Below are 25,601 nucleotides of genomic sequence, written 5' to 3' on the forward strand. Positions count from 1 at the left end.
GACCTTACCCTTACGGGAAGGTTTATGTTAGGCGTAGATGAGAATTGGAGTATCGATATGAACCATTACACAGCTATGCTCAACGGCCTAAATTGCATGGGTTGTGCGAAGAAAGTTCGCACACTGTTTGACGATCTCGAGAATACGAAGATCAACGACATATCGCCGACCTACATCGATATTTCGACTCCAATTAATTACGTTCAACTCAACCAACAGTTAGCGACGCTTGGTTATAGCATGGGCAATAAACTGCACCTTTCGTTATCCGGTCTTAGCTGCGGTAAGTGCGTGAACAAGCTGACACAAGCGCTTGAGCAGACCGAGCAAATCTCAGACCTAGAAGTCAGCAAACATGAATTGTCGTTGGTTACTCTGCTTTCAGAATCCGAGCTTATTGAGCTAATCGAAAGTGTGGGTTATCACGCGACTCCTTACTCTGAAATTAATGAGCCTTTATCTAATAAAGAATCAGAAGACGATAAAAAAACAGCGTCAGTGGAACCGACACAAGATAAACCTGCTGCTAGCCAATATACCTATCACCTTGTTCTTGAGGGAATGACGTGTGCGAGTTGTGTTTCTTCGGTAGAGAAAGCGCTGAAAAAGAATGAGTTCGTCGACCAAGCTCAGATCAACCTCGCTGAACAGACAGCCTTGGTCTTCACATCTGAAACACGTGACATCATCGAAAGCGCTCTCATAGAATCGGTAACAACCGCAGGTTATGGTGCCGAGTTCGTTGATGACGCGGCGACTCAACAACAAAAACAGCAAAAACAACAACTTCGTACCCAAAAAGCTTTCCTAAAGAATTCAGTAAGTGCACTGCTGATCGGTGCTCCGCTGATGGCGTGGGGTCTGTTCGGTGGCAGCATGACCATTGCTACATTTAATGACCAATTGGCTTGGGGGTTGGTCGGAGTCGTCTGTTTGATACTGCTTGCGACCTCAGGACGCAGCTTCTTTACTAACGCTTGGCTATCACTGATGCACAAGCGTGCAACCATGGATACCTTGGTCGCTCTAGGTACAGGCGCGGCATGGTTCTATTCAATGCTGGTTGTGCTGATTCCATCATGGTTCCCAGAACCATCACGCCATGTCTATTTTGAAGCGAGCGCAATGATTGTTGGCCTTATTTCTTTGGGTCACTACATTGAAGCCAAAGCCAAGGTACGCACCACCAAATCTTTGCAGGCATTGATTAATTTACAACCTCAAAAGGCTGTGGTTATCGTCGATGGTAAAGAGCAAACCATCGCTGTAGAAGCCATTCAAGTCGGTATGCAAGTTCGAGTGAAACCGGGAGAAAAAGTCCCTGTCGATGGTGTCGTGGTATCTGGCGAATCTTATATTGATGAATCGATGCTGACTGGCGAACCGCTTCCCAACGTTAAATCAATTAATGATGGCATTTCAGCAGGTACCATTAATGGTGATGGCAGCTTAATCATTGAAGCGACAGGAATTGGCTCAAGCACCATGTTGGCTCGAATCATTCAGATGGTTCGCCAAGCACAAAGCAGCAAGCCTGCGATTGCGAAGCTTGCCGACTCTATCTCTGCCGTTTTCGTACCAGTTGTGGTCGCGATCGCAGCCATTTCCGCCCTAGTTTGGTTTTTTGTTGGACCACAACCGAGTGCAAGTTACATGCTCGTGGTATCAACAACAGTGCTAATCATCGCCTGCCCATGCGCATTGGGCTTAGCGACACCGCTCTCTATTACTGTTGGCGTTGGCAAAGCCGCTGAGTTTGGTGTTCTGATCAAGGATGCAGATGTGTTGCAATCTGCAAGCAAAATTGATGCTGTCGTATTTGATAAAACAGGCACCCTAACCCAAGGTAAACCAACCGTTCAGCAGGCCTTTTATGGCGACTTATCAGAACAAGAACTGCTGGCTTACGCCTATTCGGTAGAGGTAGGGTCAGAACACCCATTAGCGAAAGCCGTTTGCCAATATGCTGAAAGCTTACAAGTTTCAGCACTACCCCACAGCGAATTTGAAAACCAACGAGGGCTTGGGGTACAGGCAATAATTAACGGCAAGAACGTGCAAGTTGGCTCGCTTAAGTACCTCACCCAATTAGGTGTCAATACAGACATTGGCGCGGATTTCATCGAGCTTTGTCGTACACAAGCATGGACACCCATCTTCGTTGTAATCGATCAAAAACTGGAAGGTATATTTGGCATTTCAGACTCGTTAAAAATAGATAGCAAACAAGCCATTGCTCAACTAAAATCCGCCGGAATTCACACCGTACTATTAACGGGCGACAACGACTCTGTGGCTCAAGCAATAGGTAAAAACGTCGGTATCGACGAGGTTATCTCGGAAGTACTACCAGAGCAGAAAGCTCAGCATATTGTTCAGCTTCAACAACAATATAAGAGCGTTGCCATGGTAGGAGACGGTATTAACGATGCACCAGCTCTTGCTCAAGCGGATATAGGAATCGCAATGGGCAGTGGTAGTGATGTGGCGATTGAAAGTGCGCAAATGACGCTGCTGAACTCGTCGCCACTGTCTGTGAGTAATGCGATCGAGCTCTCCCAGGCGACCGTGAGAAATATGAAGCAAAACCTGTTTGGTGCCTTCATCTATAACTCGTTAGGTATTCCAATTGCGGCTGGTGTGCTCTACCCATTCTTCGGGTTTTTACTTAGCCCTGTCGTTGCAGGCGCTGCGATGGCGATGTCATCAATCACCGTAGTCAGCAATGCCAACAGATTAAGATTGTTCAAACCCACTCATTATAATATCAACAAAAACCATATTCATGAGGTTCACCATGATTCGTAAAGTTATGACTCTTACTGCACTCGCTGCAATTTCAGGACAAGCTCTCGCTACTAATGTACTAAATCATAAATCCCCATACTGCGGCTGCTGCACAGAATGGACAGAACACATGCAAGACGCAGGTTTCGATGTCACAGAGAAACTCCATGATGACATGAACCCAATCAAGCAGAAGTTAGGAGTAACGCCAGAACTGGCTTCTTGCCATACGGCAGAGATCGACGGTTACGTATTTGAAGGGCACATTCCAGCAGAGGACGTGAAAGCCTTTTTAGAAAATCCACCACGCAATGCGATTGGCTTGGCGGTTCCAGGCATGCCAATGGGCTCTCCGGGCATGGAGTATGGCGATAAGAAAGACGAGTATTCTGTGTATGCGTTTAACGAGAAAGGTCAGGTGTTTGAATACCGTCATTACAACGGAAAATAGAGCGTAAATAGACCTACGAACAGCAATAAAAATAGAGCCTAGCATTAAGTAAACCCAAGACTGTGGTTTACTTACTAGGCTCTTTGCTTTTGGACAGTAAAGCAAATCTTGTCGCGACACCAACCGGGCTGTTAGTACCACTATGTTTTCGTCGCTAGTTAGCAAAAACTCTATTTAACAAAAAAGCTAATTAGCGAAGAAACTCACTTGGCTAATAATCTAATCGATTAAGCAGCCAAGTGAATCAGCTTAGAAGCCGTAAGATGCACCGAATACGAATGCGTTGTTTGTTTTAGACGCGCCGTTCGCGAAATCAACTCCGTTAGCTTGGCTACGGAATTCGAAGTAAGGTTGAACACCTTGACGAGTCCATGTTGCACGAAGCTCGTGATCCATAGCTTCAGCATCAATCATGTATACGTTGTTGTAGCTAAGCGCTAGGTCTTCGTTTACAGAGTAAGCAATGCGGTTATCCATGCGGTAATCAGTGTCAGCATCTGCAGAAGTGTCATCGATGTGTGCACGAGTACGGTTACTAATAGAGATACCGTTATCGAAGTTGTAACCAATTTTAACCAGTGGACGGAACTGAATGCTCTCGCCAGCAGAGAAGACATGTTGGTAACCCGCTGCAACCCATAGGTTGTCAGTGATATTGAAAGCTTGCTCACCACCAACAGTGATGAATGCATTTGCTTGACCAGTTGTTGCGTCGCCACCAGTTTCAGCAGCAGTTAGACCTTCAAGGTCGCCAAGTTGGATGCCATCAAACTCAGTGTAAACAGTTAAACCGCCTAGAGAGTTGTCAAACGTGTGGCCAGCTTCTAGAGTCGAAGTCATATCAGAACCGTGGATACGGCCATCGTCGTGAAATTGGATATTACCTGTAACGTAAGAAGAACCAGCGAAAGCACTAGAAGCGAAAGCAAGAGAAAGTGCACTTAGAGCGATAATTTTTTTCATAGTAAACTGCCTTAGTTTAAATTTTTCAGCGACATATCTTCGGTATATCATTCACCTTCGCCGCTTGAGTAATTGGTAGCCTCCCTGGCATGAAATCTATCTTGCTCGAATTAATTTACGTTTCAAAATAAAAGGGCAAACAGAGTGATCTCTCTCACCATCAAAAAAAAGAAAGTTATTTAAACCAAACAAATCAATAACTTAAAAACATAAAAATAGATAAAAAAAGAAACCCAATAATCAAAACGGATCAAGATCACGTTATTTCACGGCGTAAAATTAGATTCAGTTATTTCAATCACACCTGATTTATAGTTTTTTATGGCGGACTTATTTTTTGAAGAGAAGAATGAGAAGTGCGTCACTTTTGCGATGAAGCTCACCTTATGTGCATTGTTGACGTTATAAACAAAGGCTATTTCTATATGTTTCAGTTTAAGGAATGTACCGAACTTAGTTTGGACGAAAAAAAAGCTCCCACTTTTATCTGAGTAAGATAATAGCTAGGGAGCTCATCTATTAATGTTGCTTATCGATTATTTCACCGAAGTCACTCGACTTACTTTCTCGCCACTTTCAGAGATAGAGCGGATGTAAGTTTCGCCAGAAACCGATGGACGTTGCTGCTCATCATACGTTAGCCAGTTTTCACCATCCGCTGAGTATTGAAGCTCTACGCCAGGGAATTGAACGTTCATCGCTAGCTTGCCATCAACCACTTTTGCCCCCGGAACTGGTAGTCGGTAATCAATACCCGCTTTCTCAAGCTTGGCCAGTTCACGTTGACCAACAATATTCGCGAAGCGATTAAAGTCGTTGTTTAAAGACTGCTTATTTACAAGGTCGGTATCTTGAGAGTACTCAACGCCCACTTTGTAGTCGTTTTCCCAATCCGCTCTGTGCCATGCGCGCTCTGCAGCTGCAAGAACTCGCGGGAATACCATGTATTCATACTGCTCATCAGTACGTACGGTTTCAGACCAAAGTTGCGCCGACAAACCGTAAAAAGGTTTTGCTTCAATCTCGCCTTTACCAGAGAAGCCATTGCCGTCACGGTCTAATGAGGTTTCCGCATTTTGTGGCATGTTTTCTGGTGCGAAGCCAAACATCTTACGAGTATCCGTTGCACGCGTTGCCCAGTAGTAACCTCGCTCTGCTGCGTCAACTTCGTATGGCATATCCATGTATACGTAATCTGGGTTAGAGACAATCACGTCATAACCTTTCGCTGACCAGTCGTACACTGATGAAGTGCCGCCCCAGTAAAGAACGTCCCAGAAGTTAACGCGAGTCGTTTCAGTAGCGAAGCCAGATTCACCCTCTTCCACATACTTCAAGCCATCTTGCCAAGCTTGGAAGTGAGGAATGCCTTTGTCTGCAACAATTTTTGATACTTCTTTTGCAAAGTAGCCAGGCAGGTGACCGAAATCACTCACTGAACCATCAGCAATCAAAGACTGACATTGTGGAGACTGTTGGAATGGCTTGTCTTGCTTGTCTAGCTCAATGTTACCTTTCCATGCCACTTTGTCTTGAGCATCAACATCTTGAAAGCCTGCGCCTAGCTTGATGTTTTTCGCTTCATCACCACCAAAGTGCCAAGTCGTTAGTGGCATACCTGCTTCATTGTGCATAGCTGCAATTTCAGTAATCACTTTATCAACAAAGCGAGTCGATGATTCCATACATGGGTTGATGAAGCTGTGCTTATCGTAGAACTGAATAGTCGTCACGTTTGACGTATCTTGTGGATCCATCAAGCGATATTCACTTGCTTCAGCTTCTTTGCCTTCCGCCATTAGGCGAGTGTAACGCGCTTCCATAGATACCACAGCAGAACGAGCGTGTGCTGGCATATCAATTTCTGGAATTACTTCGATGCTGCGCGCTTTTGCGTAGCTTAAGATCTCGACGTAATCCGCTTTACTAAAGAAACCAGAGCCAAAGTTGTCTGTTGTTGGACCTGAACCTAACTGAGGCAGTAAACAGCTTTGCTCTTCCAAATCAAAACAACGATTAGACCCTACATCCGTTAGCTCTGGTAAACCTGGGATTTCTAAACGCCAACCTTCATCATCCGTTAAGTGAAGGTGAAGTTTATTCATCTTGTATGCAGCCATTTGATCTAGCGTCGCTAGGATGGCATCTTTTGAGTGGAAGTTTCGAGCAACATCCACCATCACACCACGGTAATCAAAGCGTGGTGCATCTTTGATCGACAGTTGTGGTAGTGATTCAGCGTTCTGACTGTCTATTAGGCCAAAAATAGACTGAACTGCGTAGAAAGCACCTGTTTTATCAAACGCTTTAATCGCAATCCCCTCTTCCGAGATGCTTAGTTCATAAGCGCCAGATTTTGCTAAATCACCCGTAAACTGAGTAGGAACAACGGCAACACTAACAGGTAGGTCGCCACTCACATCTACGTTTACCACATCTGCACGTTCTTCAATTGCAGCGAACTGCTCAGCATCGAATGCCTCTTTCGGTAATGCAATACCACCAGCAATGCTCACTGAACCTTCACCCGCTTCTACCGACATTGGGGTTGGTAAAAGCGTTGTTGAAACGTCTTGCGTTGCTAGATCCGCATTCTTTTCGAAACGCGTAACAGCAGTCGCCATGACATTGTTGTCATCAGGTGTACGCTTAAGGTTGTTTCCTTCCAAACCTGTTACGAACGACGCGACATCTTCAGTATTCAATGAAGCAATCATCTTAGGTTCTGCGTTTGGCGCAGTTACGAATGCACCCGGCATAAAGTCAGTTTCAAACAGTTGCCAGTACTCACTCGTTAACGGAAGAATCACTTCTTCACCAGCGGCAAAACCATCGAACTTATCTGTTGGTTCTAGTTTGTGTAGGTCACCCGTTACACGAGTGATTTTAAATTGTTCGTTATCAACATCTAAAATAAGGCGAATACTATGGAAGTAGATAGTCCAATCTTTCGAATCAATCGCTTCACCGTCATTGGTCAGAGTCATGTTCACTTTATTACATGACGCCCACTCAGCACCTAGGTCCTGACAAGCCATGCCTTCATTCGCACCGTGATTGGTTAGAATTTCATATTGCACATCAAGGTTATCAGCCAGTGCATTAACCACCTGTTGCTCAGGTGCTTGCGTTACAGCACAACCCGTCAAACCAGCCAGTACCGCTACAGATAGTAAGTTTCTCTTCAACATCGTATTCACCCATAAATTTAAAATTGAGTCAGAAGCAAAGTGGAGCGCTTCGAAAGTTAGATAAACTATATGGGCTTATTTTTTGCCGTGAATTAAATCAGGTTAATAAGGTGATCAGCTTCAAATCTCAAAAACACTGATAAAATTAATTATATTAAAATCATAAAGTTACAATCCACGGCACTTCCGTCATTTTTATTTTGACGTAAAAACTGAGAAATGAATCACAATCTTTTTAAAGGATTTCATAAAATCGTGTTGTTGATAGGGAGAAAGGTTTAAGAGTTTGTTCGTGTTGTTATACTTTTCGTACAAACAACGTGACATTGTTCTCAAAAAAAACCGTTAAAAAACGCCGTCAAAATCAATTTTAACGAGTTCATATCTTTTAATAGGAGCTTTCCTTGCGCACATTTTGGTACGTAACTTTATTCGTTCTCGCATTTTCAGCCAAACATGCTGTGGCCGAGCCTCTTTATTGGCAAGCCAAAAAGGATGATCTGACGCTTACTATCTTAGGTTCTGTGCACGTGGGAGACGAGAGCATGTACCCACTTCCTTCGGCAATTACCGACGCGCTAAAAAACAGTGATGGCTTAGTTATCGAAACGGATATCAGAAAGTCTGATGACGTTGTATATCCCCGCAACAAATTCACTACAGCCGATGTACTCAATGAAGAACAGCTGCGATTATTAACCGACATCTCAAAATCATTGGACATGCCGACGCAACAACTGCTTAGCTCACCGCCTTGGGCGACATCTCTTTCTATACAGATGCAGCAGTTAAAAAAACTCGGTTATGGCTCCGCCGGCGGCGTTGATGCGACGCTAGCTTACAAAGCGACTATCCAAGATGTTCCCGTTATCAACTTAGAGCCGCTTCAATTCCAAATAGACCTGATGACAAAACAAAAGGACGACGGTAAGGAGTGGTTAGTCAGTAGCCTTGAAGAGTTTGACCAAACTGATCGTGTGGTTCATTGCTTAATCGAAAGCTGGAAAGCGGGTGATTTAGCGAAGCTAGAAGCTTTCGCAGAGCTGTCTGAGATGTCACCTGAACTAGAGAAAGCATTTTTAACCGATCGCAATATAGACTGGGCAAACAAACTATCCGCCAATGATTGGAAACTTGACTCGAAAGAGAGCTACTTAATTGTGGTTGGCGCCTTGCACCTAATAGGAGAAGGTAACTTATTGCAGTTGTTAGAAGAGAAAGGTTTCAATGTCACTCAACAATCACAAAGCCAACAGGCCCGGTGTCAATTTGAGACTAGTGACGACAACTAACTAAATTCGATACCATGACCTTCTCATAATATAACCATTACTTAATAACTGAATCATTACACTTAATCGCACCATAACGGTGTTATTATCTTTCGCTCTTTTTATATACGGTGTTGTTCTCATGAAACTAGTACTCTTTGCTTTACCTTTAGCCCTAGCGATCCTCACGCCTACGGTAGTGACGGCTAAAGAAACTTGTACCATCGAACAGTTTCAGGCGATAGACATTCAACCGGATACAAAAGGCGGTGTGTTAGATAAAGAAAGCGGCCAGTTTCTGATCACTGAGAAGCCACCGATACGCTGTGCCAATATTACGTTCATTACATCGACGACACGCAACCGTATCGCGAGCCAAATGAATAGAAAATTTGAAGCGAGCTTTTACGATGGCCAAACGAGTAACTCTCACTCGGTGACGTTTAACGAAGATGAAATACAGGCGGGTTACATTCGAATTGGTCGAAATAACCCTGTTGAAGCGTATGTTTGCTTTGTTACTTCAGAGACGCCAATCAAGAACATCACGTGTGATGTGAAGTAAACAGATTTTCGGCTGGCTTATTGAGTCAATCCTTTCTCTATACGGGATGTTTAGAACAACAAGAGATTCCCGACTCGCTCCTTCGTCGCTCTAGGGAATGACACATATACCAAAATGCAAAAAAGCCGTAGCCCCCTCTATTACGAGAGTGCTACGGCTTTCTTCAATGTGGCAGTGAAGATCTTATTTTGAACATCAGGCGAACCCCACTTTGGTTCTAATCCTATTTCCAACGCTCTAAAACGACGAAAGCCTGCTCATTGAGCAGGCTTTCTTAATGTGGTCGGTGAAGAGGGATTCGAACCCCCGACCCTCTGGTCCCAAACCAGATGCGCTACCAAGCTGCGCTATTCACCGAGATATCTAACTGGCTGATTGCCTGTCGATGAAGCGTATAATACGGATTCTGAGTTTATCCGCAAGGGCTTTTTTCACTCTTTTTTACAATATCGAATCGTTCGAACAAAAGACGTACAAGTGAAATGCCAATGTGACGAAAAACACACAGTTACCAACAAGTATTTAACTTATGAAACAGGATTGATCCAGATCAGTGAATTGATAACACCAGTTAATACACTAACTCGTGTCATATAACTTTGAGGTATACACATGGACTTTTGGCTAGAACTCCTATTTGGTAATGCGGTGGGGCTATCTTCAATGATAGTAATATTCGGGGCTCTGGGTCTCATGATGTTCTATGGAGGCTTCTTCATCTACAAAGTTATGACTGAAAAATCTCCTCACTAGAATCGCTCAGCCTAAATCATCTACTTTTAAGTATCATTTTCTTTAGGTAGATGTAAAAACGCTTTGCACCGGAGCCGACTTAGTGTCTTCTCCGGTTTTTTCATTTTTAAACCCGGCCTTAACTTAGGTATACTTACCCTATCCTTATCCAACTTGAGATACACACTATGTCTCATGATGACGACTTAGATCTATTCCAAGAAATGATGGGCGATGTTAAACGTATCGACCATGACACCGCCGAACACCAGAAAGTACACCGAGTCACAGAATCTCACCTTGCTAAGCGTGAAGCCGCTATGTGGCTGTCTGACGACGAGAAAGACTACTTATCATTAGACTACTCTCCAATGATCAAACCTGACGATGTCATTGCTTATAAGAAAGATGGTGTACAAGAAGGCGTATACAAAAAGCTGCGCTTGGGCAAGTATCCAATTCAAGCCAAACTCGACCTTCACAGGAAAACACTGAAAGACGCTCGTAACGAAGTACTCTCATTTTTACGCCAGTGTTTAAGAATGGATGTTCGCACCGTTATCATTGTCCACGGTAAAGGTGAGCGTTCGAATCCACCAGCAATGATGAAAAGCTACGTGGCAAATTGGCTAACACAGATTAACGATGTTCAATGTGTACATTCTGCTCAGCAATTTCATGGTGGTACTGGCGCGGTCTATGTCATGCTCAGAAAGAGTAATGACAAAAAGCTAGAGAACAGAGAGCGCCATCAAAAGCGCAGCAGTTGATAAGTTGAGATAAATAATTAAGCTAATAGCGGTCTTGCATCAAGAGCGATATTTCGTGCCTAGACTCACACCAAGTGCTAAAATTGTCCTCAGTTAACGAATCCCAGCTCAAAGCAACTATTCAGAGGTTGCTTTTTGTTTATCTATATTTCCGTTGTGAAACGCTAAGAGAATATCATGTCACAAGAATCCCAAGCTAAACGCCTTAATAAATACATCAGTGAAACTGGTTTTTGCTCACGCCGCGAAGCCGACAAACTCATTGATGCTGGCCGAGTTACTATTAACGGTAAGATCCCTGAAATGGGCACTAAAGTCTTGCCTGGTGATGATGTTGAGATCGACAATAAACCGGTTCGTTCAAGAGAAAAGCCGATCTACATTGCTTTAAATAAACCAACAGGTATCACCTGTACGACTGAGCGTGATATTCCAGGCAACATCGTCGACTTTATAGGTCACCACAAGCGTATATTCCCTATTGGTCGTCTAGATAAGCCTTCTGATGGTCTTATCTTCTTGACCAACGACGGCGATATCGTAAACAAAATCCTACGTGCAGGTAACAACCACGAGAAAGAATATGTAGTGCGTGTAGACAAGCCAATTACGACGGAATTCTTGAAGCAAATGGCCGCTGGCGTTCATATTCTCGATACTGTTACCTTGCCATGTAAGGTAGAGAAAGAGACCAAGTTCTCGTTTCGCATCACATTAACGCAAGGCCTTAACCGTCAAATTCGCCGTATGTGTGAAGCGCTCGGATATGAAGTATTTAAGCTTCGCCGTGTTCGTATTATGAACATCTCATTAGACGGCATTCCTAACGGAAAATGGCGCTACCTGAGCGACGAAGAGATTACTGAAATCTTGGCAATGTGTGAAGGCTCAGTAAGTACTGAAGATGCGTCAAAAATGAACGCGAAAGGTCAACGCATTCGTAAAGCAACTGACGCGAAACTTTTTGATAGCCGTGAAGAGAACCAAACTTCAACAGCGCGCCGTAATCAAAACGAGAACCGTACTCGCACTTACCGCGGTAACAATGCGGATGAATTCCGTCATGCGCCTAACTCAAAGCGTGGCCGTAACTCATCGAGCAGTGAAAGCGGTGGCGGTGGCAATACCGAAAACTGGAAATCAAACTCTCGTTCAGAGCGTTCTAATTCAGATAAAAACCGTTCGGATCGCAATCGCACAGATCGCGACAATAACGAACGTCGAAGCGGTAAACCGACAGACCGTAGTCAAGATTCAAACAGGCCGAACAAACCTGCACCGAAACGTGTTGGTGGTACTTTAGGTTTAAAAAAGTAGTCAGAACCCTTTCAAACGGGACTGTCGATAAAGAAACGCCCGCTAGATTAGTCTAGCGGGCGTTTTATTTATGATCATGTACGTTTATCGTTATGGAAAGCACAAGCTACAGGCATAGTTCAGCAAACTGACCACGCGTAAGTAGTACTAAGTCTTTCGGATCTAGCTCGATCTCTAACCCTCTCTTCCCTGCACTCACGCATATCGTTTCAAAATCTGTCGCGCTGGAATGAACAAAGGTAGGCAGGGCCTTTTTTTGACCAAGAGGGCTGATCCCACCCACCACATAACCCGTGGTTTTCTGAGCAATATCAGGATTCGCCATCTCTGCTTTTTTGCCTTTTGCCGCTTTTGCGGCAAGCTTCAGGTTTAGCTTCTGATCAACGGGAATAACGGCAACAGCTAAATCTTTAGCGACGCCATTCAAACAGAACAAAAGCGTTTTAAATACACGTTTAGGATCCTGCCCAAGCGCTTCAACGGCTTCTAATCCGTAGTTCATATTATTCGCATCATGGTGATATTGATGCACGCTATGAGCGATTTTCTTTTTCTTAGCGAGATTGATTGCAGGGGTCATAACAAATCCAAACGATAGATAAACAAAAAGCGACGCCGAGGCGTCGCTTTAGTTAAATTTATCATGGTGCTAGAGTCAATCTAATTTAGCACCTATTGACTCTATCAACTGGGTTTAATTACTTGTAAACCATTTGACCAGAAGGTGCGTACTTGTTCACGTCAACTGGGCTATTCGCTTCTAGGTACTCTTTCAGTACTTCAGCATCAACAAAACCTGTGTTCACGTAACCAGGGTGATCTGACAGTTTAGGGTAACCGTCGCCACCAGCCGCGTTGAAGCTTGGCACTGTGAAACGGTATGTTTCGTCTAAACGAAGCTGTTTGCCACCGATGAAGACATTCGATACTTCACCGTTTGCTACTGTCATTGAAATGCCAGCGAACTGCGCGTAAGCACCAGAATCGATTGGTTTCGTCGCCACAACGTTTAGGTAATCTAGAACTTCTTTACCTGTCATATCTGTGTAAGTCAGGATGTTTGCAAAAGGTTGTACCTTCAGTACATCTTTGTAAGTGACATTGCCCGCTTCAATTGAGTCACGAACGCCACCAGAATTCATCACAGCGAAGTCTGCTTGTGCACGCTCCATGTGAGAAGTCGCAATCAAACGACCTAAGTTAGTTTGTTGGAAACGCACCACGTTACGATCGCCTTCAAGCTTACCATTTGTCTCAGCAATTTGAACTTCTAGCTGAGCTTGGCCCTGCTCTTGGAAAGGACGTAAGAACTCAAGTAGCTCTGAATCTTGTGCGATTTCATCTCCAACTAAAACTCGTTGTTTCTTACCATTCTTATCCGTTACTTTTTTCTTAAGGTTTACGGGAACCAAATCGTAGCGCTTTAGTTCTAGCTCGCCGTTGCGGAATTCGTAATCAGCACGGCCTACGTACTTGCCCCACTCGTGAGCTTGAACGATGTAAGTACCATTTTTTTTGTCCGGTTCACACTCATCACCCGGCTTGAAGTTTTTCTTCGCAACGTTAGGGCCTTCCATACATACAGGCTCTTGAGAGTGACCACCAACGATCATATCGAGGTCGCCTTCATTTAGGTAACGCGCTAGTGCTACATCACCCGGAGCGTTAACACCACGTTGGCCGTTTTCGTAGTGACCCATGTGAGTCACAGCGAAGATTAAATCTGGCTTCTCTGTTTCTTTAAGTTCAGCGATCAGCTTCTTCGCTTCTTCTTTAGGGTCACGGAAATCAATGCTCGCGATAAACTCAGGGTTACCGATTTTAGCCGTATCTTCAGTGGTTAGACCGATAACCGCAATCTTGATACCTTGCTTTTCAAACATCTCGTAAGCTTGGAACTTGCGTTCACCTGTTGCTTTATCATAGATGTTTGCAGATAGCATTGGGAAGTTAGCCCAGTCGATCTGTTTTTGTAGTACGTCTAATGAGTTATCAAACTCGTGGTTACCCAATGCCATTGCATCGTAACCAATTTTATTCATACCTTTGAAATCAGGTTCTGCATCCTGAAGATCTGACTCTGGCACACCGGTGTTGATGTCACCACCAGATAGAAGCAACACGCTACCGCCTTCTGCTTCAACTTCAGCTCGAAGTTGGTCAACAAGCGTTTTACGCGCAGACATGCCGTATTCACCGTATTTGTTCTGCCAAAAACGACCATGGTTGTCGTTAGTGTGTAGAACCGTTAGCTTGTAAGTTTCGTCTTGGTTCCAATCTTGAGTTGATTGAGACGCACACCCAGCTAGAGTAGCTAGGATTGCAGCACTTAGTGCTGTCTTTAGAATAAGGCGTTGCTTCATTGTCATACCTTTGAACTTTTTAGGGGAATCCACTGCTTTTTATAATCTATTGCAACCCCTTTCCTGGAGTTCGAACAATAAGACTTCAACATGACTAATCTTAAATTAACATTCTAGATGTAACACGACGATTTCATATTTATGTCGAATTGGTCACGCATAGATCGGCAGTTAAGTGTAACAAAATTATGAGATTACACTCAAACTTCCCCTGCATCACAGGCAATCGTTTACTTATAAAGTGTGATGAACATCAGTAATTTACTATAAACAGGACAGACCTCACACACCTATACCACTTTCTTAGGGAATCAGAGGTTCTGTTAACAAAGAATTAATCATCTGCCGTTGATTAGTACTCTGAAAAACAGGTTAGCTAACGACTACACAGCTTAGTCATCGAAAAATAGCTTAGTCATCGTCAAAATAGGCCGAGGCTTCAGTTCGCTAAACGGATGTCCCGTTAAACAAAAACGCCCAACTCTAAGAGTTGGGCGTTTATCTTATGCTGTTAAATAACCACTTAAACTCACTAACATTAGCGATTTAATGCTCGTTATTTAGCACCAGCCAAAGCTATTTGATATCGATGTGGTCGAAGCCTTTGATAAGGTCATCAAGTGCTTTCATTTGCTTCAAGAACGGCTCTAGTTTATCTAGAGGTAGCGCCGATGGGCCATCACAACGTGCTTGATCAGGGTTCGGGTGTGCCTCAAGGAACAGACCCGCAATACCCGTCGCAAGACCCGCTTTAGCAAGCTCAACGGTTTGCTCACGACGACCGCCAGAGGCAGCACCTGATGGATCACGCATTTGAAGCGCGTGAGTCACATCAAAGATAATTGGGCTGCCGTTTGATGATTTTTTCATTACACCGAAACCAAGCATATCAACAACTAAGTTGTCATAACCCATGCAAGAACCACGTTCACAAAGAATGATGTTGTCGTTGCCACACTCAGCAAACTTATCAACGATATTACCCACTTGATCTGGGCTCATGAACTGAGGCTTCTTCACGTTGATTACAGCGCCGGTCTTAGCCATCGCTTCAACAAGGTCAGTTTGACGAGCAAGAAACGCTGGAAGCTGGATTACATCAACCACATCTGCAACAGGCTGAGCTTGTGCTTCTGTGTGGATATCCGTGATAATTTTCACGCCAAAGGTATCTTTCAGTTCTTGGAAGATTTTAAGACCTTCTTCCATACCTGGACCACGGTATGAGTGAACTGAGCTGCGGTTTGCTTTATCGAAAGACGCCTTAAATACGTAAGGGATGCCCAACTTCTCTGTGACTTTCACGTAATGCTCACAGATCTGCATTGCTAGATCGCGAGATTCAAGAACGTTCATGCCTGCAAATAGCGTAAATGGCTTGTCGTTAGCAATTGGCATATCACCAATGTGAACTGTTTTCTGTTCCATCATATTCTCTCTAAATAATTATTAATTAGTGAACAACCACTGTCTTTTCGTTCATGACGTTCACTTGAGATTTCAGTAACTCAGATGCAGGGTCATCTGGGCATTGGTCGATAAAGTATTGATAATCCGTTGCTGCAACTTGATGACAGTCTAGCTGCTGATAAATAAAGCCACGGTCACGGATTTCGTACGGATCATCCGGCACAAAGGTTAACGCAAGATCGGTACACTTCAATGCAAGCGTATAACGCTCTTCTCGCAGTAATGCACTCTTAAGCAACGCTAGCCACTTACCAATAATCGTTGGGTGGTCGGCAACCTCTAAGTGCTCCGCTTTCACCTTAGCGAGTGGGCCATCATGTCCGATTAACCAAGCTCGTAAAGTTTGCACGCCAACATACTCACCGTTGTAAGGGTTAATATAGACGGCTGCTTGCCCGTACCAACTCACTTTTAGCAAGAATTGAGTAGGAAAAGAGACGCCCTCTACAGGGAAGCCTAGCTTGCGACCTAGAAAAAGAAAAATCGCACCAAGACTCACTGGGATGCCTTTCTTTCTCTCGAGCACTTTATCGATAAACGCGTTTTCCGATGAGAAGTAAGCGTCTTTATCGCCAGCAAAACCCCACTCGTAAAAGAATAGTCGAATAAAAGATTCAAACTTCTGCTGCTCATCGGTTTCATTAACCAAAGCAAACTCAGCGTCTTTTAACAATCTCGCCAGTTCTTGCTCAGCCCAGCTGTCTTGAGTTTCTGGGTTAATCGCTTTATTTAAGATCAATGCACCTTCAGCTAACTCTAGCTGGTCAAAGTCTTCATCAAAAAATTCGTACATACGTAACTAACCGAAATAAGGAGATAATTAACCGAAAAATGTTGGTGTCTTCGTCATTGCAATTTTGCCTGCCATCGCTAACCAGCCAAGCGCACCAAAGAAAGAGAAAACTCTCAATAGCTTGTTTTTACCCAACTTAAGTGCGAAGAAGCCCAGTGCGATGTAAGCCATAACACAAGTTAGTTTTTCGGTTAACCATGGCGCTGCTGGTGTAAATGGAATAAAGCCAGTGATAAAAATCAAACCAATACCCGATAGCAGCAGCAACGAGTCATTGATATGAGGGAAACGCTGCAAGAAAGGATGCTTAAGCTTTGGTGAGTTAACCATCATCAGAGCGAAACGAATCGAAAGAAGTAGCGCGCTTATAGCAATCGTTAGTAGGTGAAAATGTTTTAAACCTTCGTACATGGTATTCCTTTATATTTTTATATGTGCTTTCGTTAACACGAGCCAAACAATACCCGTTAATGCCCTGTATTTCTGCGTTAATTCTCTGTATTTCCGCGTTAAATGCATTATCGAGTTAAGTGTATTGTCGAGGTTAAAGGTATAAATTTAGCAAGTTCATCATCTATTGCTCACAAGATGATGAACAGCAGCCTATGAACAGTAACGACCCAATGTCACTCGGTCATTACCACCGTAATCTTTTTCTGTAACCACATCCAAGTAGCCCAGTTGTTGCATTATCTCACGTACCGCCAAGCCTTGGTCATAGCCATGTTCAAATGCTAGCCAGCCTTCGTTTTCTAAAAAACCGCGCGCGTTTTCAGAGATGTATCGAATATCAGCTAAACCTTTCTCTTCAGCAACTAACGCGGTAATCGGTTCAAAACGCACGTCACCTTGAGATAAGTGAGGATCGTTCTTCTCAATGTAAGGTGGGTTCGAGACAATCAACGAGAACTTCACAGCTTCTTCTTCAGAATTCACCGAGTTCAAAGGCTCAAACCAACTGCCGTGTAAAAAAGTGGCGTTAGTGATATTTAATCGCTGAGCGTTTTCTGTAGCAAGTTGCTGCGCTTCAGGGCGAAGATCAATACCCGTCACTGGTCGATTCGGCATCTCAGACGCCAATGCTAACGCGATAGCACCTGTGCCCGTGCCTAAATCGAGAATCGCACCTTGCTTGCCATACGTTTTGTCTAACGCCACTTCAACCAAACGCTCGGTATCCGGGCGCGGGATTAAAGTAGAAGGAGAAACTTTTAACGGCAGCGACCAAAACTCACGTTCACCAACAATATAAGCCACAGGCTCACCGGTTAAGCGACGTTTTAGAAGGGTATGGAATTCGGATTCTTGTTCTGAAGTGAGATGCTTCTCAGGCCAAGTCAGTAGGTAAGATCTAGGTTTATCTAAAGCGTGACAAAGCAGTACCGCAGCATCAATGGAGGGCGATGTGTTATCGCCCTCTTGAAGCTGTACGATTGCTGACTTTAAAGCACTTTCAACCGTATATGCTGACTGCATAGTAATTAGTTGTGCTCAGCAAGTGCTGCTAGTTGATCGGCTTGGTGCTCTTGTAGAACAGGATCAAGCAGGCTTTGCATATCACCTTCCAGAACTTCGTTCAGGCGGTAGATAGTTAAGTTGATGCGGTGATCAGAAACACGACCTTGAGGGTAGTTGTACGTACGAATACGGTCACTACGGTCACCAGAACCTAATAGGTTACGACGTGTATCTGAAATCGCAGCAGCACGACGCTCTTCTTCAGCTTGAACGATACGAGCCGCAAGAACAGCCATCGCTTTCGCTTTGTTTTTATGCTGAGAACGCTCGTCTTGACACTCTACTACGGTACCTGTTGGCAAGTGAGTAATACGGATTGCTGAATCCGTGGTGTTAACGTGCTGACCACCCGCGCCAGATGCACGGAAAGTATCAATTTTAAGATCGCCCGCTTTAATTTCTGGTAGATCAGCTTCTGGGATCTCAGGCATAACCGCAACAGTACATGCTGATGTATGAACACGACCTTGAGACTCAGTCTCAGGTACACGTTGTACACGGTGACCGCCAGACTCGAACTTCATTGTGCCATAAACAGCGTCGCCACTGATTTTAGCGATCATCTCTTTAAAGCCGCCCTGCTCTGAAACATTGCTGCTCATCACCTCAACGCGCCAACCTTTTTTCTCGGCAAATCTAGAGTACATGCGGAAAAGGTTACCCGCAAAAATACCCGCTTCATCACCACCAGCACCGGCACGAATCTCTAAGAAACAGTTACGCTCATCGTTTGGATCTTTTGGAATCAGAAGAATTTGCAGCTCATCAGTCAGACGTTCAATGTTCGCTTTCGCATCTTTGATCTCTTCTTGAGCCATTTCGCGCATTTCTGCGTCGTCTTCATTTGCCATCTCTTCAGCAGCTTCTAAATCTTCTTGAGCTTGCTGGTATGATTTGAAGCATCCCGTCACCTCTTCTAATTGAGAATACTCTTTTGACAAGGCACGGAATTTGTCTTGATTCCCAAGTACACCGGGATCACCAAGTAGATGTTGAACTTCTTCATAGCGTTCAACAAGTGTTTCAAGCTTTATTAGAATCGAGGCTTTCATAATGTCTTATTCTGTTGGAGGTCGAATATTATTGAGGGTTTTCTAAGCCCAAACTCTGTCTAATGACCATTAATTTTGCAGGTTCTCCTTGCTCAGCTGCACTTTGAAGTGCACGCGTTGGAGCATGGATCAATTTGTTTGTGAGCTTATTACTTAGCTCAAGTAAGACTTTCTCAGGGTCACCGCCAGCGGCAAGTGATTGTAAACTCTTACTTAATAAATCTTCTCGGATTTCATTGGCCGATTTACGGTAATCACGAATACTGTCTACCGCTTGCAGTGAACGCATCCAACTCATAAACGCGGCGCTTTCTTCACTAACTATTGCTTCAGCTTGAATCGCTTCTACTTTTCGTTGTTCAATATTGCCATCAACGATCGACTGCAAATCGTCAACGGAATATAGGTAAGCATCATTCAGATCGCCGACCTGAGATTCCACATCACGAGGAACGGCAATATCAACCAACAACATAGGTTGATGTTTTCTTGTCTTAAGTGCGGTCTCTACCATGCCCTTACCAATAATAGGCAGCGGGCTTGCAGTTGAGCTGATCACGATATCCGCTCGATGCAGGTGATCAGGAATCTCATTCAGGCTGATCACTTCAGCACCAAACTCTTCAGCTAGCCCTAAAGCACGCTCACGAGTTCGGTTAGCCACTATCATCTTAGTGCAGCCATTCGCAGAAAGGTGTTTAGCCACCAATTCAATCGTCTCACCCGCACCAACCAATAACACGGTTGAATCGGCAATCGACTCAAAGATGTGTTTAGCTAACGTACAGGCTGCGTAAGCAACAGACACCGCGCTTCCGCCAATTTCAGTTTCAGTTCGAACACGCTTGGCGACAGAAAATGATTTCTGGAACAGTTTTTCCATTGAAGCATCAACAGATTTGTTCTCTCGCGAGTCCGTATAAGCTTGCTTCACCTGACCTAAGATCTGCGGCTCACCCAATACCAAGGAGTCCAAACCACAAGCTACGCGCATTAAATGTTTAATCGCAGCCTGCTCTTCATGGATATAAATGCTGGGTTTTAGCTCTTCAGGGCTAACTTGATGGAAAACTGACAACCAATCGATGAGCTTGTTTTTTGCCACGCCTTTGACGTCACAATACACTTCAGTTCGATTACAGGTAGAAAGTATGACACTTCCATTTACGTGTGCATTTGCGTTAAGTTGCTTGAGTGCCTCAGATAATTTATCTGGACCAAAAGCGACTTTTTCTCGCAATTCAACCGACGCTGTATTGTGATTGATACCTACGGCAAGCAAAGACATGTATCAGAAGTTCTCGATCAGGGAATGGAAACAAGGGGCGAATTTTACTTGATGCATGGCTCTATTTAAAGAGCAAGCGGGATTTGTTTTCCTGACTTCGTGAATTCAATGCTATAGTTGAGACGTTTTTTAGATAAATTTGAACAAGTTGTGAGCAAATATGAGCAAGCTTCGTAAAATCACGTCTCTTATTTTTATAACCATAATTATGGTGGGTTGCTCGTCTATACCAGAACAACCGACCAGCGTCGAGTGGCAAAGTCACCAAGACCGGCTTTTACAGATAGAAAACTACCAAGCCTCAGGCAAGCTCGCTTACATTTCTCCAGAGCAACGCCAAAGCCTAAATTTCATTTGGAAGCATTCACCAAATCAGAGTCAATTAAGACTGACCACTTTCCTTGGTCAAACCGCCTTGAAGCTTACAATCGACAGTTTGGGTGCAAAAGTCGTGACTTACGATGATCAAGTATTCACCCATGCAAGTGCATCTGTATTGGTAGAGCAACTTACTGGATTGCAGATCCCCATTGATCACCTACCACAATGGTTCCTTGGCATTCCCGACCAAGCAGACAGCTACCAACTCAACAGCACTAACACGCTTGAATCTCTGTCTAAACAAGTCAGCAGTCAATTGTGGACCCTGAATTTTGCTAACTATCGCAATACAGAGATGCCGAGTAAACTATTATCTGGTGAAGACAACAAGAACTCTAGTGAAGACAACGCAAAGGTAGAGACAATTCCCCTCCCTACTCGATTGTCATTCAAGCAAGACGAGAACAAAATCAACATTGTAGTTTCGAAGTGGACACTGAAAAAATGATAACAACGCCAACGCACTGGCCTTCGCCAGCTAAGCTGAATTTATTTCTCTATATCACTGGCCGACGCGATAATGGCTATCACGAACTTCAGACCCTATTTCAGTTTGTCGACTTTGGCGATGAACTTACGGTTACCGCAAACCGAGAAACAAGCTCGATAACAATCACACCTGAAATTCCAGGCGTTGCGACAGAAGATAACCTGATTTGGAAAGCCGCAACTGCCCTTCAACAATATACATCGACAACTTTCGGTGCGGATATTCAGTTAAAGAAAGTGCTTCCTATGGGAGGTGGCATTGGCGGAGGCTCTTCAAATGCCGCAACCGTGTTGGTCGCGCTCAACCATTTATGGCAACTCAACCTGTCTGATGACCAGTTAGCTGAGATTGGCTTAAAGCTTGGTGCAGACGTTCCGGTCTTCGTTCGAGGCCACGCCGCCTTTGCTGAAGGTGTTGGTGAACAATTACAACCCGCTAATCCGGATGAGAAATGGTATCTCGTTGTTAAACCTCAAGTGAGCATAGCAACTGTAGACATATTCACACATTCAGAATTAACTCGAAATACGCCGAAGCGAGCACTATCAACGCTTCTAGAGCAAGAATACGTAAACGATTGCGAAAAAATTGTGCGAATGCTGTACCCAGAGGTTGATAAGCAACTTTCATGGCTGCTACAATACGCGCCGTCGAGATTGACTGGTACGGGTTCATGCGTTTTTGCTGAATTTAGCAGCAAAAAAGAAGCCGAATCAGTGCTAGAGCAACTGCCTGACACAGTTTCCGCGTTTGTCGCGAGAGGACGAAACATTTCGCCTTTAAAAGAAACTTTGGCTGAATACCAATCAGCCCACCCACAATCTATTTAAAACTGGACGCAACCCGAGGTTTCCACCGTGCCTGATATGAAGCTATTTGCTGGTAACGCAACACCTGAACTAGCCCAACGTATTGCTGATCGTCTATACATCTCTCTTGGCGATGCTACTGTAGACCGTTTTTCTGATGGCGAAGTCGCTGTACAAATCAATGAAAACGTTCGTGGTAGCGATGTATTCCTGATTCAATCAACTTGTGCACCAACCAATGACAACCTTATGGAATTGGTGGTAATGATTGACGCAATGCGCCGTGCTTCTGCTGGCCGTATTACTGCTGTAATCCCTTACTTCGGTTATGCCCGTCAAGATCGTCGTGTACGTTCTGCTCGTGTGCCTATTACTGCAAAAGTTGTTGCAGATTTCCTTTCTAACGTTGGTGTTGACCGCGTTTTGACTATCGACCTACACGCAGAGCAAATCCAAGGCTTCTTCGATGTACCTGTTGATAACATTTTCGGCACTCCAGTTCTTCTAGAAGACATGGCTAACCGTGGCCTAGAAAACCCAGTTGTGGTTTCTCCAGACCTTGGTGGTGTTGTACGTGCTCGTGCTACAGCTAAAGCGCTAGGTGATGTTGATATCGCTATCGTTGATAAGCGTCGTCCACGTGCTAACGTTTCTGAAGTAATGAACCTAATCGGTGATGTTGAAGGTCGTGACTGTGTTATCGTTGATGACATGATCGATACTGGTGGCACACTGTGTAAAGCAGCTGAAGCGCTTAAAGAGCGCGGTGCTAAGCGTGTATTCGCTTACGCAACTCACGCTGTATTCTCTGGTACTGCTGCAGAAAACATTCGCAATTCAGTTCTAGACCAAGTTATTGTTACCGATTCAATCAAGCTTTCTCCGGAAATGGCCGCGACAGGTAAAGTAACTGAACTAAGCCTTTCTCGCATGCTTGCTGAAGCGATTCGTCGTATCAGCAACGAAGAGTCTATCTCTGCGATGTTCAACTAATCAAAGCTCTATAGCTTTGCTTTAGCAGAACAATCTGAAAAAGATATTAAGCACTTCATTCGATGAAGTGCTTTTTTTATATCCAATACCAATCACAGTAAATAAGTGTTCAGAAATAGCGCAGGAAAAAAGCTTGAGAACAAGGCGTAATTTTTTGATAAGTAGTTATTCTACAATCAAAAATTATAACGCAGTTATCGAGCATTTTAACCAGCTAGGGTGACCAGTTATTTACTACGATTGGTATAACGACCACAAAGTGAATTTGACCACAGTTTGAATCATTGAGTTGCTATCAGCTAGCTCGCACCTTTTTCATAAACTGTGATATCATACGGCGCTTTTTGAAATCCCAAGAGAGATCCATACCTTGAGCCAACAAATAAAACTTCTCGTTGGACTGGCTAATCCAGGTCCAGAATACGCCAAAACTCGCCACAATGCGGGTGCTTGGGTAGTTGAAGAATTAGCACGTGTACACAACGTGACACTGAAGAACGAACCAAAGTTCTTTGGCCTAACGGGTCGTATCATGGTTCATGGTGAAGATCTTCGTTTGCTGATCCCAACGACTTTTATGAACTTATCCGGCAAAGCAGTTGCAGCACTGGCAAAGTTCTACCAAATTAAACCAGAAGAGATCATGGTCGCTCACGATGAGTTAGACCTCCCTCCAGGTATTGGTAAGTTTAAAAAAGGTGGTGGTCATGGTGGACATAATGGTCTGAAAGACATCATAAGCAAACAGGGTAACAATAAAGAATTCTATCGTCTTAGATTAGGCATTGGCCATCCAGGACACAAAGATAAAGTTGCAGGTTATGTATTAGGCAAAGCTCCTGCGAAAGAGCAAGAGTGTATCGAGGCTGTCGTTGACGAATCGGTTCGTAGCCTAGACATCTTATTGAAAGATGGCCTACCAAAAGCACAAAATCGCTTACATACGTTCAAAGCAGAATAAGGTTTATATCATGGGTTTTAAATGTGGCATCGTTGGTCTACCAAACGTTGGTAAGTCAACTCTGTTTAACGCACTGACTAAAGCAGGCATCGAAGCAGCAAACTTTCCATTTTGTACGATCGAACCAAACACAGGTATCGTTCCGGTTCCAGATCTACGCTTAGATGCATTAGCAAAAATTGTTAATCCACAGAAGATCCTTCCAACGACAATGGAATTCGTAGATATCGCAGGCCTAGTTGCTGGCGCATCTAAAGGCGAAGGTCTAGGTAACAAGTTCCTAGCTAACATCCGCGAAACTGATGCTATCGGTCACGTTGTACGCTGCTTTGAAAACGAAAACATCGTTCACGTTTCAGGCAAAGTATCACCTATCGAAGATATCGAAGTGATCAACCTTGAGCTTGCTCTTGCCGATCTAGATAGCTGTGAACGTGCAATATTCCGCAATGCTAAAAAAGCAAAAGGCGGCGATAAAGACGCTAAATTCGAAACTACGGTTCTTGAAAAGCTACTACCTATCCTGACAGAAGGTGGTATGGCTCGTACTGTTGAACTTGCTAAAGAAGAAGTAGCGGCGATCGACTACCTTAACTTCCTAACGCTTAAACCAACAATGTACATCGCAAACGTTGCTGAAGATGGTTTTGAAAACAACCCTTACCTAGACGCAGTTCGTGAGTACGCAGAAAAAGAGAGCAACGTTGTTGTTGCTGTTTGTGCTGCAATCGAGTCAGAGCTTTCTGAACTTGACGATGAAGATCGTGAAGAGTTCCTTGCAGACATGGGTATCGAAGAACCAGGCCTTAACCGAGTGATCCGCTCTGGTTACGAACTACTTACTCTTCAGACTTACTTCACTGCAGGTGTTAAAGAAGTTCGCGCTTGGACGATCCCTGTCGGTGCGACTGCGCCACAAGCTGCAGGCAAGATCCACACCGACTTCGAAAAAGGGTTCATCCGTGCAGAAGTAGTTGGCTACGAACATTTCATCGAATTTGGCGGTGAAAGCGGAGCAAAAGATGCAGGTAAATGGCGTCTTGAAGGCAAAGAATACATCGTTAAAGACGGTGATGTTGTTCACTTCCGTTTCAACGTTTAATTACCGATAAACATCTAATAAAAGGCCAGTGAATTCACTGGCCTTTTTCGTTTTCGCTCTTTCTAAAGAGCTTCTTATCCAAAACTTAACTTCCTATATATATCGGCATTTGAACCTATTTCTTGCTGACAAATACGCCTCTTTGACTAAAAAGAAACCGAACAGATGTTTATTCGTGATTTATTCAAAAAAAAAGTTGACGGGTTTCACTCAACTCCGCATAATGCGCCCCGTTCACAACGAAGCGGCAACGTCTCGAAATGAGCAACAATTTGGAAATGGCTACTTAGCTCAGTTGGTTAGAGCACATCACTCATAATGATGGGGTCGCAGG

The 25,601-nt window shown here is 44.0% G+C and carries 22 protein-coding genes and 1 tRNA gene; 12 read left to right on the forward strand and 11 right to left on the reverse strand.

Annotated elements, in window-relative coordinates:
* The first annotated feature begins 24 nt into the window (after positions 1-24).
* Both AB6C75_RS08030 and AB6C75_RS08035 read left to right on the forward strand, forming a co-directional pair.
* Positions 25-2,808, forward strand: a complete 2,784-nt coding sequence (locus AB6C75_RS08030) for a copper-translocating P-type ATPase (protein ID WP_372107521.1) — start codon at positions 25-27, stop codon at positions 2,806-2,808.
* On the forward strand, positions 2,798-3,238 hold the full coding sequence (locus AB6C75_RS08035) for a DUF411 domain-containing protein (RefSeq protein WP_029223113.1): 441 nt from the start codon (positions 2,798-2,800) through the stop codon (positions 3,236-3,238). Before AB6C75_RS08030 ends, AB6C75_RS08035 begins: the two co-directional genes overlap by 11 nt.
* A gap of 249 nt (positions 3,239-3,487) precedes the next feature.
* Here the strand turns inward: AB6C75_RS08035 and AB6C75_RS08040 are convergent, their stop codons facing one another.
* Both AB6C75_RS08040 and AB6C75_RS08045 read right to left on the reverse strand, forming a co-directional pair.
* Positions 3,488-4,201, reverse strand: coding sequence for an oligogalacturonate-specific porin KdgM family protein (locus AB6C75_RS08040; protein ID WP_009848608.1), 714 nt, complete (start codon positions 4,199-4,201; stop codon positions 3,488-3,490).
* A 536-nt stretch (positions 4,202-4,737) separates the two neighbouring features.
* Positions 4,738-7,392, reverse strand: coding sequence for a beta-N-acetylhexosaminidase (locus tag AB6C75_RS08045; protein WP_372107522.1), 2,655 nt, complete (start codon positions 7,390-7,392; stop codon positions 4,738-4,740).
* A 404-nt stretch (positions 7,393-7,796) separates the two neighbouring features.
* Here AB6C75_RS08045 and AB6C75_RS08050 point away from each other — a divergent pair, with 404 nt between their 5' ends.
* The gene (locus AB6C75_RS08050) at positions 7,797-8,684 is read left to right on the forward strand and encodes a TraB/GumN family protein (RefSeq protein ID WP_372107523.1); all 888 of its coding nucleotides are present in this window, start codon (positions 7,797-7,799) and stop codon (positions 8,682-8,684) included.
* Between the two features lie 121 nt (positions 8,685-8,805).
* A complete protein-coding gene (locus tag AB6C75_RS08055) occupies positions 8,806-9,228 on the forward strand; it encodes a hypothetical protein (RefSeq protein ID WP_372107524.1) in 423 nt (140 codons plus the stop codon).
* A 280-nt stretch (positions 9,229-9,508) separates the two neighbouring features.
* Here the strand turns inward: AB6C75_RS08055 and AB6C75_RS08060 are convergent.
* Positions 9,509-9,585: transfer RNA gene (locus AB6C75_RS08060), tRNA-Pro, on the reverse strand.
* 255 nt (positions 9,586-9,840) lie between these two features.
* Between AB6C75_RS08060 and AB6C75_RS08065 the strand changes: the two genes are divergently transcribed.
* From AB6C75_RS08065 to rluF, 3 genes are all read left to right on the forward strand, one after another.
* Entirely contained in the window at positions 9,841-9,981 is a 141-nt protein-coding gene (locus tag AB6C75_RS08065; RefSeq protein ID WP_004736246.1) for a DUF3149 domain-containing protein, read from the forward strand.
* Between the two features lie 167 nt (positions 9,982-10,148).
* Positions 10,149-10,730 (forward strand): DNA endonuclease SmrA, encoded by a 582-nt coding sequence (smrA, locus tag AB6C75_RS08070; protein WP_009848720.1) that lies wholly within the window; start codon positions 10,149-10,151, stop codon positions 10,728-10,730.
* Between the two features lie 177 nt (positions 10,731-10,907).
* Positions 10,908-12,047 (forward strand): 23S rRNA pseudouridine(2604) synthase RluF, encoded by a 1,140-nt coding sequence (rluF, locus tag AB6C75_RS08075; protein WP_372107525.1) that lies wholly within the window; start codon positions 10,908-10,910, stop codon positions 12,045-12,047.
* 106 nt (positions 12,048-12,153) lie between these two features.
* Here rluF and ybaK read toward each other — a convergent pair whose 3' ends face one another.
* From ybaK to hemA, 8 genes are all read right to left on the reverse strand, one after another.
* Positions 12,154-12,627, reverse strand: coding sequence for a Cys-tRNA(Pro) deacylase (gene ybaK / locus AB6C75_RS08080; RefSeq protein ID WP_372107526.1), 474 nt, complete (start codon positions 12,625-12,627; stop codon positions 12,154-12,156).
* A gap of 118 nt (positions 12,628-12,745) precedes the next feature.
* Complete coding sequence (ushA, locus tag AB6C75_RS08085) at positions 12,746-14,410, reverse strand: bifunctional UDP-sugar hydrolase/5'-nucleotidase UshA (protein ID WP_280604258.1); 1,665 nt, start codon at positions 14,408-14,410, stop codon at positions 12,746-12,748.
* A 576-nt stretch (positions 14,411-14,986) separates the two neighbouring features.
* Positions 14,987-15,841, reverse strand: coding sequence for a 3-deoxy-8-phosphooctulonate synthase (gene kdsA, locus AB6C75_RS08090; protein WP_017076863.1), 855 nt, complete (start codon positions 15,839-15,841; stop codon positions 14,987-14,989).
* A gap of 22 nt (positions 15,842-15,863) precedes the next feature.
* Positions 15,864-16,673 carry a SirB1 family protein gene (locus tag AB6C75_RS08095; RefSeq protein ID WP_017084479.1) on the reverse strand — a complete coding sequence of 270 codons (810 nt, stop codon included), beginning with the start codon at positions 16,671-16,673 and terminating at the stop codon, positions 15,864-15,866.
* Positions 16,674-16,700: 27 nt separating this feature from the next.
* Positions 16,701-17,084, reverse strand: a complete 384-nt coding sequence (locus AB6C75_RS08100) for a SirB2 family protein (RefSeq protein ID WP_004736238.1) — start codon at positions 17,082-17,084, stop codon at positions 16,701-16,703.
* A gap of 192 nt (positions 17,085-17,276) precedes the next feature.
* Positions 17,277-18,149, reverse strand: coding sequence for a peptide chain release factor N(5)-glutamine methyltransferase (prmC, locus tag AB6C75_RS08105; RefSeq protein WP_017076865.1), 873 nt, complete (start codon positions 18,147-18,149; stop codon positions 17,277-17,279).
* A gap of 5 nt (positions 18,150-18,154) precedes the next feature.
* A complete protein-coding gene (prfA, locus tag AB6C75_RS08110) occupies positions 18,155-19,243 on the reverse strand; it encodes a peptide chain release factor 1 (RefSeq protein WP_004736236.1) in 1,089 nt (362 codons plus the stop codon).
* A gap of 28 nt (positions 19,244-19,271) precedes the next feature.
* Positions 19,272-20,531 carry a glutamyl-tRNA reductase gene (hemA, locus tag AB6C75_RS08115; protein ID WP_004736235.1) on the reverse strand — a complete coding sequence of 420 codons (1,260 nt, stop codon included), beginning with the start codon at positions 20,529-20,531 and terminating at the stop codon, positions 19,272-19,274.
* 160 nt (positions 20,532-20,691) lie between these two features.
* On the opposite strand from hemA, the gene lolB reads away from it, so the two are divergent.
* The 5 genes from lolB to ychF all read left to right on the forward strand — a co-directional run bounded on the left by lolB (position 20,692) and on the right by ychF (position 25,267).
* Positions 20,692-21,360 carry a lipoprotein insertase outer membrane protein LolB gene (gene lolB, locus AB6C75_RS08120; RefSeq protein ID WP_372107527.1) on the forward strand — a complete coding sequence of 223 codons (669 nt, stop codon included), beginning with the start codon at positions 20,692-20,694 and terminating at the stop codon, positions 21,358-21,360.
* A complete protein-coding gene (gene ispE, locus AB6C75_RS08125) occupies positions 21,357-22,232 on the forward strand; it encodes a 4-(cytidine 5'-diphospho)-2-C-methyl-D-erythritol kinase (RefSeq protein ID WP_032500305.1) in 876 nt (291 codons plus the stop codon). The genes lolB and ispE overlap by 4 nt, the downstream gene beginning before the upstream one ends.
* A 27-nt stretch (positions 22,233-22,259) precedes the next feature.
* The gene (locus AB6C75_RS08130; protein WP_012603389.1) at positions 22,260-23,204 is read left to right on the forward strand and encodes a ribose-phosphate pyrophosphokinase; all 945 of its coding nucleotides are present in this window, start codon (positions 22,260-22,262) and stop codon (positions 23,202-23,204) included.
* A gap of 370 nt (positions 23,205-23,574) precedes the next feature.
* Complete coding sequence (pth, locus tag AB6C75_RS08135; RefSeq protein ID WP_010439162.1) at positions 23,575-24,165, forward strand: aminoacyl-tRNA hydrolase; 591 nt, start codon at positions 23,575-23,577, stop codon at positions 24,163-24,165.
* Between the two features lie 10 nt (positions 24,166-24,175).
* Positions 24,176-25,267: a redox-regulated ATPase YchF gene (gene ychF, locus AB6C75_RS08140; RefSeq protein ID WP_372107528.1), complete on the forward strand. Its 1,092-nt coding sequence runs from the start codon at positions 24,176-24,178 to the stop codon at positions 25,265-25,267.
* Positions 25,268-25,601 lie beyond the last annotated feature (334 nt).

It is taken from the genome of Vibrio sp. 10N.237.312.B06, assembly GCF_041464685.1.
Taxonomy (GTDB): domain Bacteria; phylum Pseudomonadota; class Gammaproteobacteria; order Enterobacterales; family Vibrionaceae; genus Vibrio; species Vibrio tasmaniensis_A.

What these genes read in the sequence shown, in the direction of transcription:
- AB6C75_RS08030 (WP_372107521.1), top strand. Translation starts at nt 25, where the DNA reads ATGTTAGGCGTAGATGAGAATTGGAGTATCGATATGAACCATTACACA.
- AB6C75_RS08035 (WP_029223113.1), top strand. Translation starts at nt 2,798, where the DNA reads ATGATTCGTAAAGTTATGACTCTTACTGCACTCGCTGCAATTTCAGGA.
- AB6C75_RS08040 (WP_009848608.1), bottom strand. Translation starts at nt 4,201, where the DNA reads ATGAAAAAAATTATCGCTCTAAGTGCACTTTCTCTTGCTTTCGCTTCT.
- AB6C75_RS08045 (WP_372107522.1), bottom strand. Translation starts at nt 7,392, where the DNA reads ATGTTGAAGAGAAACTTACTATCTGTAGCGGTACTGGCTGGTTTGACG.
- AB6C75_RS08055 (WP_372107524.1), top strand. Translation starts at nt 8,806, where the DNA reads ATGAAACTAGTACTCTTTGCTTTACCTTTAGCCCTAGCGATCCTCACG.
- AB6C75_RS08065 (WP_004736246.1), top strand. Translation starts at nt 9,841, where the DNA reads ATGGACTTTTGGCTAGAACTCCTATTTGGTAATGCGGTGGGGCTATCT.
- smrA (WP_009848720.1), top strand. Translation starts at nt 10,149, where the DNA reads ATGTCTCATGATGACGACTTAGATCTATTCCAAGAAATGATGGGCGAT.
- rluF (WP_372107525.1), top strand. Translation starts at nt 10,908, where the DNA reads ATGTCACAAGAATCCCAAGCTAAACGCCTTAATAAATACATCAGTGAA.
- ybaK (WP_372107526.1), bottom strand. Translation starts at nt 12,627, where the DNA reads ATGACCCCTGCAATCAATCTCGCTAAGAAAAAGAAAATCGCTCATAGC.
- ushA (WP_280604258.1), bottom strand. Translation starts at nt 14,410, where the DNA reads ATGAAGCAACGCCTTATTCTAAAGACAGCACTAAGTGCTGCAATCCTA.
- kdsA (WP_017076863.1), bottom strand. Translation starts at nt 15,841, where the DNA reads ATGATGGAACAGAAAACAGTTCACATTGGTGATATGCCAATTGCTAAC.
- AB6C75_RS08095 (WP_017084479.1), bottom strand. Translation starts at nt 16,673, where the DNA reads ATGTACGAATTTTTTGATGAAGACTTTGACCAGCTAGAGTTAGCTGAA.
- AB6C75_RS08100 (WP_004736238.1), bottom strand. Translation starts at nt 17,084, where the DNA reads ATGTACGAAGGTTTAAAACATTTTCACCTACTAACGATTGCTATAAGC.
- prmC (WP_017076865.1), bottom strand. Translation starts at nt 18,149, where the DNA reads ATGCAGTCAGCATATACGGTTGAAAGTGCTTTAAAGTCAGCAATCGTA.
- prfA (WP_004736236.1), bottom strand. Translation starts at nt 19,243, where the DNA reads ATGAAAGCCTCGATTCTAATAAAGCTTGAAACACTTGTTGAACGCTAT.
- hemA (WP_004736235.1), bottom strand. Translation starts at nt 20,531, where the DNA reads ATGTCTTTGCTTGCCGTAGGTATCAATCACAATACAGCGTCGGTTGAA.
- lolB (WP_372107527.1), top strand. Translation starts at nt 20,692, where the DNA reads ATGAGCAAGCTTCGTAAAATCACGTCTCTTATTTTTATAACCATAATT.
- ispE (WP_032500305.1), top strand. Translation starts at nt 21,357, where the DNA reads ATGATAACAACGCCAACGCACTGGCCTTCGCCAGCTAAGCTGAATTTA.
- ychF (WP_372107528.1), top strand. Translation starts at nt 24,176, where the DNA reads ATGGGTTTTAAATGTGGCATCGTTGGTCTACCAAACGTTGGTAAGTCA.